Annotated in this window: 9 protein-coding genes and 1 pseudogene; 3 read left to right on the top strand and 7 right to left on the bottom strand. The window is 73.9% G+C overall.

The features are described from left to right. Window positions 1-381: pseudogene (locus tag ABZ858_RS30710) on the bottom strand (hypothetical protein); the annotation flags it as partial. A gap of 99 nt (window positions 382-480) precedes the next feature. Next, window positions 481-1440 carry a D-2-hydroxyacid dehydrogenase family protein gene (locus ABZ858_RS30705; protein ID WP_361385850.1) on the bottom strand — a complete coding sequence of 320 codons (960 nt, stop codon included), beginning with the start codon at window positions 1438-1440 and terminating at the stop codon, window positions 481-483. 239 nt (window positions 1441-1679) lie between these two features. On the opposite strand from ABZ858_RS30705, the gene ABZ858_RS30700 reads away from it, so the two are divergent. After that, window positions 1680-2570: a glycosyltransferase gene (locus tag ABZ858_RS30700; RefSeq protein ID WP_361386026.1), complete on the top strand. Its 891-nt coding sequence runs from the start codon at window positions 1680-1682 to the stop codon at window positions 2568-2570. Window positions 2571-2712: 142 nt separating this feature from the next. Here ABZ858_RS30700 and ABZ858_RS30695 read toward each other — a convergent pair whose 3' ends face one another. Together ABZ858_RS30695 and ABZ858_RS30690 are read right to left on the bottom strand one after the other, a co-directional pair. Next, window positions 2713-4437, bottom strand: a complete 1725-nt coding sequence (locus tag ABZ858_RS30695) for a bifunctional 3'-5' exonuclease/DNA polymerase (protein ID WP_361385847.1) — start codon at window positions 4435-4437, stop codon at window positions 2713-2715. A gap of 260 nt (window positions 4438-4697) precedes the next feature. Further along, window positions 4698-5462 carry a Clp protease N-terminal domain-containing protein gene (locus ABZ858_RS30690; RefSeq protein ID WP_361385844.1) on the bottom strand — a complete coding sequence of 255 codons (765 nt, stop codon included), beginning with the start codon at window positions 5460-5462 and terminating at the stop codon, window positions 4698-4700. 139 nt (window positions 5463-5601) lie between these two features. Here ABZ858_RS30690 and ABZ858_RS30685 point away from each other — a divergent pair, with 139 nt between their 5' ends. Beyond that, window positions 5602-6735 carry a DUF2786 domain-containing protein gene (locus ABZ858_RS30685; RefSeq protein ID WP_361385841.1) on the top strand — a complete coding sequence of 378 codons (1134 nt, stop codon included), beginning with the start codon at window positions 5602-5604 and terminating at the stop codon, window positions 6733-6735. A gap of 224 nt (window positions 6736-6959) precedes the next feature. Here the strand turns inward: ABZ858_RS30685 and ABZ858_RS30680 are convergent, their stop codons facing one another. Both ABZ858_RS30680 and ABZ858_RS30675 read right to left on the bottom strand, forming a co-directional pair. Further along, entirely contained in the window at window positions 6960-7514 is a 555-nt protein-coding gene (locus ABZ858_RS30680) for a DUF4232 domain-containing protein (RefSeq protein ID WP_361385838.1), read from the bottom strand. Window positions 7515-7606: 92 nt separating this feature from the next. Further along, complete coding sequence (locus tag ABZ858_RS30675; RefSeq protein WP_361385834.1) at window positions 7607-8104, bottom strand: hypothetical protein; 498 nt, start codon at window positions 8102-8104, stop codon at window positions 7607-7609. A 418-nt stretch (window positions 8105-8522) separates the two neighbouring features. On the opposite strand from ABZ858_RS30675, the gene ABZ858_RS30670 reads away from it, so the two are divergent. Then, on the top strand, window positions 8523-8741 hold the full coding sequence (locus tag ABZ858_RS30670; RefSeq protein WP_361386023.1) for a DUF397 domain-containing protein: 219 nt from the start codon (window positions 8523-8525) through the stop codon (window positions 8739-8741). Window positions 8742-8857: 116 nt separating this feature from the next. Here ABZ858_RS30670 and ABZ858_RS30665 read toward each other — a convergent pair whose 3' ends face one another. Continuing rightward, window positions 8858-9406, bottom strand: a complete 549-nt coding sequence (locus tag ABZ858_RS30665) for an ATP-binding protein (protein WP_361385831.1) — start codon at window positions 9404-9406, stop codon at window positions 8858-8860. Between the last annotated feature and the right edge of the window lie 39 nt (window positions 9407-9445).

Genomic DNA, 9445 nt, shown 5'->3' with positions numbered 1-9445 from the left:
GTCCGGCGTCGCGAGCTTCTTATTATATCCGACGCCGTGTGACAATACGGCCAACTTGCCCTTGATCTCCCCGAGTTCTCCGCCGTAACTCGCCGAGACCGCCAAGTCGAAGTCCGTCTCCTTGGCCTGCTCCCAGGGGAGGACCGGCAGTCCTGCCTGGGCCAGCAGTTCGGGTACGCCGGCCAGGAAGGGGGAGGAGCCCGTGCAGGTGGCGAACAGCTGGACGCGCAGGTCGCCGTGGAACAGGGGGAGCGTGTCCAGCAGGCGGGTCGCCGAGGTCACGTTGTGGACGATGAGCAGTACCCGGCGGCAGCCCGCGCGGGTGATCCATCGTTCGGCGTCCTCGCCCACCGGTACGCGCAGTCGTGCCGCGCCGCCCATCCCGCCGCCCCCTGCCTTTGGCGTCCCGCTTCGGCGTCCCGCTTCGACGTTCCGCCTTGCTGTCCCGCCGACCGATGCTATCGAGGCGGGGCGGTCCGCTCAGCCGAGTGTCCGCACCGGGCTGCCCGCCAGGTACGCCTCGATGGCCTCCACCGCCTGCCCGTAGTAGCGCTCGTAGTTGGCGCGGGACACGTACCCCAGGTGAGGGGTGGCGAGCAGGCGGGGTGTGGTGCGGGCGGGGTGGTCGGCGGGGAGGGGCTCGGTGTCGAAGACGTCGATGCCCGCGCCGGCGATGCGGCCCTCGCGCAGGGCGGTGAGCAGGGCGTCCTGGTCGACGATCGCCGCGCGGGAGGTGTTGACGAGGTACGCCGTCGGCTTGAGCAGGGCCAGTTCGGCCGGGCCGAGCAGGCCGCGGGTGCGGTCGCTCAGGGCCAGGTGGACGGAGACGAAGTCGGCGGTCGCCAGGAGGGCTTCCTTGGTGGCGGCCAGGGTCACGCCGGCCTCGGCCGCGCGGGCCGCGGTGAGGTTCTGGCTCCACGCGGTGACCTCCATGCCGAAGGCCAGGCCCACCTGGGCCACCCGGCTGCCGATCTTGCCCAGGCCGAGCAGGCCGAGGCGGCGGCCGTGCAGGTCGGCGCCGATCGTGGACTGCCAGGGGCCGCCCGTGCGCAAGGACTCGTTCTCCTGGACGAGGCCGCGGGCCAGGCCCAGCAGCAGGGCCCAGGTGAGTTCCACCGGCGGGGTCGACGAACTCTCGGTGCCGCACACGGTCACCCCGTTCGCCCGGGCCGCCGCGTAGTCGATCACCGAGTTGCGCAGGCCGGAGGCGATCAGCAGCTTCAGGCGCGGGAGCCGGTTCAGGACCGATGCGGGGAAGGGCACCCGTTCGCGCAGGGTGACCACGATGTCGGCGTCGGCGAGGGCCGCGACGAGGGCGTCCTCCGTCGGGTGGTGTTCGGTGTGGGAGGTCACCTCCACCCTGTCGGCCAGCGGCGTCCAGTCGGCGACGGTGGTCGCGGCGTTCTGGAAGTCGTCGAGCAGGGCACAGCGCAGTCGCATGTCGGTTTCTCCCCCGGCGGGTTCGCCTGGCAGTCGGATGTGGATCTCCAGGACTACCGCAGGGTGCACCCCGGTGGGAACCCGCGACGAGTGGTAGCAACTCCTGGTAAAACAGCGGAAAGAGGACGGCGGGGCGCGAAGTGGCGGGACGGCCGGGAGGGAGCATCGTGGACGCGGTGAAAGAGGTGGAGGGAGTGGAGGGAGTGGAGAAGGTGGAGGAGGTGGAAACCGTGGAGGCGGTGGAACCGAGGATCGCCGTCGCCGTGGTGACCATGGGCAACCGGCCCGCCGAGGTCGACGCCTTGCTGGAGTCCGTGGCCCGGCAGGACCTCGCCCCCACCCGTATCGTGATCGTCGGCAACGGCTGCCGGCTGCCCGAGTTCGCCCGCCGGCTCGCCCTGCCCGGCGAGGTCACCGCCCTCGACGTCGACGACAACCTCGGCTGCCCCGGCGGCCGCAACGTCGCCCTCGCCCGGCTGCGGGAGTTCGGGGACGTGGACGTGGTGGTGGAACTCGACGACGACGGCCTCCTCGTCGACACCGACGTCCTGCGCGGCGTACGGGACCTGTACGCCGCCGATCCGCGCCTCGGGATCGTCGGCTTCCGCATCGCCGACGAGCAGGGCTGGACCCAGCAGCGGCACGTGCCCCGGATCGGCGGCTCCGACCCGATGCGGGGCGGTTACGTCACCGGATTCCTCGGCGGCGGCCATGCCCTGAGCATGCCGATGCTCGAACAGACCGGTGACTGGCCCGCGGAGTTCTTCTTCGCGCACGAGGAGACCGACCTGGCCTGGCGGGCCGCCGACGCCGGCTGGAAGATCCGCTACGCACCCGAACTGCTGCTCCAGCACCCCAGGACCTCGCCCGCCCGGCACGCCATCTACTACCGGGTCACCGCCCGCAACCGGGTCTGGCTGGCGCGCCGCCGGCTGCCGCTCGCGCTCATCCCGGTCCACCTGGGCGTGTGGACGCTGCTCACCCTGCTGCGGACCCGGTCGGCCACCGGGCTGCGGGCTTGGTGCGGCGGGTTCGCGGAGGGCGTGCGCCGGCCCGCGGGGGAGCGCAGGCCCATGCGCTGGCGGACCGTGTGGCGGCTCACCCGGCTGGGCCGGCCGCCGGTGATCTGAGCAGCGGGTGCGACCTGATGCCCGCAAGCCGCAAGCCGCAAGCCGCAAGCCGTAGGCCGCAAGCCGCAAGCCGCAAGCCGCAAGCCGCAAGCCGTAGGCGGTAAGCCGCATGCCGTAGACGGTAAGTGGCGCGCCCCTCACCTCACTTCGCGTCCGCATAGCACTCCACCACGGCCGTGGTGAACGGAAACCGCACCGGTGTGTCGCCGAACGTCAGGCGGCCCGCCAGGTCCGATGCCTGGCGGATCGCCGCGACGACCGCGTCGGCCTCGTGCTCGGGGCAGTGCACGATCACCTCGTCGTGCTGGAAGAAGACCAGCTCGGCCGCCATGTCCCGGCAGGTGCGGCGCAGGGCGGCGAGGAGCAGCAGGGCCCAGTCGGCGGCGCTGCCCTGGACGACGAAGTTGCGGGCGAAGCGGCCCCGGGCGCGGGCGTTGCCGGAGGCGTATCCCGGTGTCCAGCCCTGGTCCCCCGCGTGCCCTGCCGGGTGCCCCGCGGCCGTCCGCCCGTCCGGGTCGTCCTGCGGGATGCCCGCCTCCTCCCCGGCGTCCTCCGCCCGGCCGGCCGCCGGAGGACACGTCCGCCCCAGCCAGGTCCGTACGAGCCTGCCCTCCTCGCCGGCCCGGGCCGCCTCGTCGACGTAGGCCACCGCGCGCGGGAAGCGGCGTCTGAGGGCGGCGAGGTTCTTCAGGCCGTCGCCGGAGGTCTGCCCGTAGACCGCGCCGAGCACGGCGATCTTGGCCTGGGCGCGGTCGCCGGAGAAGGCGCGGTCGGACACCGACTGGTAGAGGTCGGTCTCCCGGCCGGCCACCTCCATCAGGCCCGGGTCACGGGAGACGGCCGCCAGCACCCGCGGCTCCATCTGGTCGGCGTCGGCGACGACCAGCCGCCAGCCGGGGTCGGCGATCACGGCCCGCCGGATCACCTTGGGGATCTGCAGCGCGCCCCCGCCGTTGGTCACCCACCGTCCGGTCACCGTCCCGCCCGCGAGGAACTCCGGCCGGAACCGTCCCTCGCGCACCCAGTCCTGCAGCCAGGACCAGCCGTGGGCGACCCAGATCCGGTACAGCTTCTTGTACTCCAGCAGCGGCGGTACGGCCGGGTGGTCGACGGACTGCAGCTCCCACCGGCGGGTGGAGCCCACCTTGAAGCCGGCCTGCGCGAACGCTTTGACGACGTCGGCGGGCAGGTCCGGCCGCACCCGCCGCCCGAAGGCCGCCGACACCTCGTCGGCCAGCTCGGCCAGCCGCCGGGGCTCGCCGCCGCCCGCGTACCGCTCGCCGAGCAGTTCGTGCAGCACCTCGCGGTGCACCTCCGCGCTCCAGGGCAGGCCCGTGCGGTTCAGCTCGGCCGCCACCAGTGTCCCCGCCGACTCGGCGGCGGTCAGCAGGCGCATGCGGTCGGGGTGGGCGGTGGTCGCGTGCCGCCGCTGCTGCTCGGCGTAGACGGCGAGCAGGTCGTCCAGGGGCAGGCGGGCGCGGGCGCCCTGCGGTTCGAAGAGCGAGGGCTGCGCGCCGGGCTCGGCGGCCCGCTGCGGCGGGTCCGGTGGTACGGGGGTGCCGCGCAGCCTGGCCAGGGCGGCGGCGGCCGAACGGGGCTCGCCGTGGTGGCCCTCGTGGCCGAGGAGGAGGGTCTCGGCGGCCTCGATGTCGTAGCACCGCTCCACGCGTACGCCCGCGGCGAGCAGCCGCGGGTGCACCTCGGTGGTGGACCGCCACACCCACCGGGTGACGTCCGGCCTGCCGCGCACGGCCCCGGCGAGGTCCGGCGCGCGGCGGACCGGCCCGGCGGGCAGCCCGTCCGGACCGAGGGGGGCGACGTCCACGCCATCGTCCTCGGCCGGAGCGAGAGCCCACCGGTCGGTCACACTTGCGAGTGTCGCAGGAGGGTCTGACAATCCCCCGTGTCCCACCGTGACCCCCCGCGGCCCACCCCGACCCGCCGCGACCAGGGTCGAGGCCCGGCGGGTGCCGTGATCAGGGGCCGGCCGGGTCGGGCAGCCCCTGCCTTCGGAGCCGGCCGGGGCGCGCAGTCCCCTCCTCCGGGGCCCGGGGGCGTATCCGCGGCCTAGGACCGTCCTCCGCGGCCTAGGCCCGTCCTCCGCGGCCTAGGCCCGTCCTCCGCGGCCTAGGACCCGTCCTCCGCGGCCTCCGGCCCCTCCCCCTCCTGCCTGGGGTCCTTCAGGAACTCCGCCAGGGTCGTGACGACGTACTCCTCCGTGCGGGCCTTGTCGAGGCCGGCGCCGCTCAGGACGCCGTCGCCGTTCTCCAGTTCCAGCAGGGCCAGCAGGATGTGCTCGGTGCCGATGTAGTTGTGGCCCAGGCGCAGCGCCTCGCGGAAGGTGAGTTCGAGGGCCTTCTTGGCGGCGGGGCCGTAGGGGACGAGTTCGGGGACGTCGGGGGAGGCCGGCGGGAGCGCCGCGGTGGCGGCCTCGCGGACCGTCTCCAGGGACACCCCCTGGTGCTCGATCGCCTTGCCCGCCAGGCCGCCCGGTTCGGTGAGCAGCCCGAGGACGAGGTGCGCGGGCAGCCCCTCGCGGCTCCCTGCGGCCCGGGCCGCGTCGTGGGCCTCCATGACGACGTGCTGCGCGCGCGGGGTGTAGCGGTCGAAGCCGCCCTGACTGGGGTCGAGGGCGGTGGACTCCTTGGGCACGAACCGCTTCTGCGCGGCCTGCCGGGTGACGCCCATGCTCGCGCCGATGTCGGTCCAGGAGGCGCCGGAGCGTCGTGCCTGGTCGACGAAGTGACCGATGAGGTGGTCCGCCACCTCGCCGAGGTGATCGGCGGCGATTACGGCGTCCTGGAGCTGTTCGAGGGGTTCCTGGTGGACCTTCTTGATGGCCGAGATGAGGTCGTCGAGACGGACCGTCGACCGGATGCTGGGGTTCGTCATGTGTCAACCATAGGTTGACAGTCCCTGTGTGTCAACCCTTGGTTGGCACCTCTCGGGCGGTGGTGGCCGCGGTCCGGCGCACCCGCAGTTGTCCACAGGCTGTGGACGGCGTTCCCGCCCCGCATGGCACGATCGATCCGTGACCGTCGACCATGCCTTCCGCACCGCCCTCTACGCCGCCGCCGACGACGCCCTCGACGCGGGCGCCTCCCTGCTCGCTGCCGATCCCGGGGCGGACGCCGAACTCGCCCGGCGCGGCGAGGAGTTCGTCGCGGGCGCCTGGCAGCGGGGCTGGCAGCCGGCCGACGTCGCGCGGACGGTGGCCCGGGAACTGGGCGACGACCACCTGCGGCTCGCGGCGGCGCTCATCCGCGCGCAGGCACCCCGCGACCGGCCGCGCGGGCACCGCTGGCGGGCCCAGCTCGACGAGCTGACCACCGAGCCGCCCCGCCGCACGGACCGTTTCTCGCACGCCACCGCCGTGCTGGAGCTGTACCGCCTGCTGCTGCGGCTGCCCGTCCTGGAAGTCCTGGACGAGCCCGGCGGCCCGGGCGGCCCCAGTGGCCCCGCCGGTCCCGCCGGCCCCGCCGGTCCGCAGGGCGGCGAGTCGCGGATGCTCGGCCGGATCCGCGCGCTGCTCGCCAAGGCGGAGGCGACCGGGTTCCCGGAGGAGGCGGAGGCGCTCAGCGCGAAGGCGCAGGAGCTGATGGCCCGGCACAGCGTCGACGAGGCGCTGCTCGCCGCCCGCGCGCCGTCCCCCGACACGCCCGGCGCCTGCCGGATCGGCGTCGAACCGCCGTACGAGCAGGCCAAAGCCGTCCTCCTGGACGCCGTCGCCACCGCGAACCACTGCCGGGCCGTGTGGAACGAACCCCTCGGCTTCTCCACCGTCGTCGGCTTCGCCGCCGACCTGGAGTCGGTCGAGCTGCTGTACACCTCACTCCTCGTGCAGGCCACGACGGCGATGACCAGGGCCGAGGCGGGGCAGCGGGCCGGTGGGCGCAGACGGACCAAGACCTTCCGGCAGTCCTTCCTGGCCGCCTACGCCCACCGCATCGGCACACGCCTGGCCGAGGCCGCCGGGACACAGGTGACCGAGGACCTCCTGCCGGTGCTGGCGAGCCGGGACGTGGCGGTCACCGACCGGCTCGACCGCATGTTCCCGCAGACCACGACCACCCGGCTGCGCGGGGTGAGCGACGAGGCCGGCTGGACGGAGGGCGCGCGGGCGGCGGACCGGGCCCAGGTGGCGTCCCACCGGCCCCTGCCCTGACGCGCCTGCCCCGACGCCCGACGCGCTCGACGCCCTTCCGCCGGACGAGCCTGCCCCGACGCCAGCGGCCCCGAAGCTCCCGCCCCGACGCTCCTGCCCCGAAGCTTCTGCCCCGAAGCCCTGCCCCGGCCGCCAGTCCCGGCCACCAGTCGGCAGTCCCGGCCGCCAGTTCCGGCCATCGGCCGCCGGTGCGGCCGTCAGATCCGGGCACCGGTCTCCGGCCGTCAGTCCCCGGCCTGCTGGAACGCCGTCACCGACGCGTCCGGGTCGCCCGCGTCCTTCTTGCCCTGCACCGGGCCGTAGGACCACTTGAAGTCCTGGCCGTCGTCCGCCCCGGGCAGGGCGATCTTCAGCGAGGTCGCCGCCAGGGTCTTGCCGTCGCCCTCCTTGCCCCGCACATAGGTGAGGGTGAAGGTCGCGGTGTCGCCCTTGGCGAGGGTCAGCTTCTGCGGCTGGGCCGTCTTGTCCTGCGGTACGGCCGCCGTGGCGCTCCCGGCGGACAGGGTCAGGCCCGGGAAGCCGTCCAGGGTGCACCGGGCACCCCGGTTGGTGAGGGTGACCGGGACGTCGCCGGTGTCTCCGGCGGAGGGCGCGGCGTTGGCGGGGCCGACCTGGAGCCCGACCTCGCCGATCCGGCAGGCGGTGCTGTCGGTGTTCTTGCTGCCGGTGTCGGTGCGACCGGTGTCCTTGTCGCTGCTGTCACCGCCTCCACTGCCGCCGCAGGCGGTGAGGAGGAGGGCCGCGGCGAGAGCGGTGACGGTGATCGGAAAGGCGCGCATGTGCAGGTTCCTTGGTTCGTGACGATGCTCAAGGATCATCACGTACGAGTGTGCGGTGCGGTAGCCCGCCCCGCCCCGGCCTGAGTGAGCGGTCAGGAGGAGGGACTCGCCGTGGGCAGCCCCGACGGTAGCGCCCCGCCGGCGGCGCGCGTGTACGTCTCCTTGCCGAGTCCACCCTCCCAGGTCACCTGGAGCGTGGTCTTGTTGACGGAGGTGACCGTGCCGGCGGTACGGGCCTTGCAGTCGCCGAGTCGGATCACCTGCTTGCCGTCCCGCGTCCGCGTGGAGCCGGTGCAGGTGGTGCGGTCGGTCGAGAAGAGCGCCGCCTGCTCGCCGTTGAGCATCAGGACCACCGCCTTGCCGCCGCTGGTGGCGAGCCAGCTGCCGGCCGCCGCGCCGGCCCCGCCGGTGGTGGACGCGGACGCGCTCGGGTCGGCCGAGGCGCTGTCCCCGGTGCTCGCGGAGGCGCCCGTACCCGTCCCCGCGCCGGAACCGCTGTCGCACGCCGTCAGCGCGAGCGCACCGAACACACCGAGCACACCGAACAGGCCGGCTGTCGCGAACCGCACGGCCGTGGTCGTCCTGGTCACTGAGATCCCCTCAACCTGGAGCGGGCCGGCCGCCCGGCGGCCGGTAGGACCGCAACAGGCTACCGGGCACCCCGCCCGCCGCCCCCGCCGACCACTCCCCGGCGGCCGCTCCCGGGCTGAGCCGACCGCGCACGAACGGGAACAACCGCCCCACCGCGGGCGGTTGGAAAGGCGGCCACGGCCTGCGCGTGCCGGGGGAATGCGCCGCACCATTCCGGTAAAGCGCTCGTCAAACCTGTAATCACGGCACCACCGCGCGTGCACGTGCATCTGCTCATGCAGTTGCAAATGAACAGGGTTATGATCCGGGTCAGTTGACCGATGCATCAATGGCCACACCAGCCAGTGCACCAACGGGGAGCGACCTGTGAACCACGACGTCGAGGGCGTGTACGGGGAGTGCGACGTGCACAACGGCATGGCGGCCACCCGGCTGGGCGGGGTGGCGTGGCAGAAGAGCCGGCACAGCAACTCGCAGGGCTCCTGCGTGGAGTTCGCGCGCCTGCCGGGCGGCGACGTGGCCGTGCGCAACTCGCGCTTCCCCGACGGCCCCGCGCTCGTCTACACGCGCGCGGAGATAGAGGCCATGCTGCTGGGCATCAAGGACGGCGAGTTCGACCACCTGATCGCGGGCTGAGCGCGCACCGGGCGGACCGGCGACCGCGGCGGCGCGACGCGCGTAGACACCGCAGGGCACGCGGAGAAACCGCATGACGCGCGGAGAAACCCCGCGTCGGTGCGCGCCGCGCGCGGTCAGCCGGCCGGGCGGAGCCGGAACAGCGCCCAGACGACCTTGCCGCCCAGCGTGCCGGCCAGCGGATGCCAGCCCCAGCTGTCGCTGAAGGAGTCGACGAGGAACAGGCCGCGGCCGGACTCGGCGGAGAAGTCGTCCGTCTCGCGGGCCACGGGACTGTCCTGGCTGGGGTCGCGCACGGCGCACACCAGCCGTTCGGTCCAGTGCATCAGGTGCAGCCGCACCGGCGCACACGCCCCCGGCGCCCCCTGCGTCCCCCGCGCCCCCTGCGCCCCCGGTGTCCCGTGCGTCCTCGATGTCCCCTGTGCCCCGCGCATCCCCTGTTCCGCGGTGGGCAGCGCGTGCCGCAGGGCGTTGGTGACCAGTTCGGACACCACCAGGCAGACGTCGTCGAAACGGTCGCCCAGTCCCCACTGGTCGAGCGTTCCGCGGGTGAATCTCCTGGCCTCGCGCACGGCCTCGTAACGGGCGGGCAGGGCACAGGAGGCGGCGTCGGAGACCGCCGAGAGGTCCAGCGGCGGAAGGCCCTGCCGTAACGGCTGGAGCATGGTCGATCCATTCGTCCCCATGCGAGGCACTCCCGGGAG

The organism is Streptomyces sp. NPDC047017 (genome assembly GCF_040644175.1).
Taxonomy (GTDB): Bacteria; Actinomycetota; Actinomycetes; order Streptomycetales; family Streptomycetaceae; genus Streptomyces.
The sequence above is the reverse complement of the archived record's forward strand: the minus strand, read 5'-3'. Positions and strand labels throughout refer to the sequence as shown.

Excerpts from the sequence above, each read along its gene's own strand:
- ABZ858_RS30665 (WP_361385831.1), bottom strand. The coding sequence starts at position 9,406 with ATGCTCCAGCCGTTACGGCAGGGCCTTCCGCCGCTGGACCTCTCGGCG.
- ABZ858_RS30705 (WP_361385850.1), bottom strand. The coding sequence starts at position 1,440 with ATGCGACTGCGCTGTGCCCTGCTCGACGACTTCCAGAACGCCGCGACC.
- ABZ858_RS30690 (WP_361385844.1), bottom strand. The coding sequence starts at position 5,462 with ATGACGAACCCCAGCATCCGGTCGACGGTCCGTCTCGACGACCTCATC.
- ABZ858_RS30670 (WP_361386023.1), top strand. The coding sequence starts at position 8,523 with ATGGCGGCCACCCGGCTGGGCGGGGTGGCGTGGCAGAAGAGCCGGCAC.
- ABZ858_RS30680 (WP_361385838.1), bottom strand. The coding sequence starts at position 7,514 with ATGCGCGCCTTTCCGATCACCGTCACCGCTCTCGCCGCGGCCCTCCTC.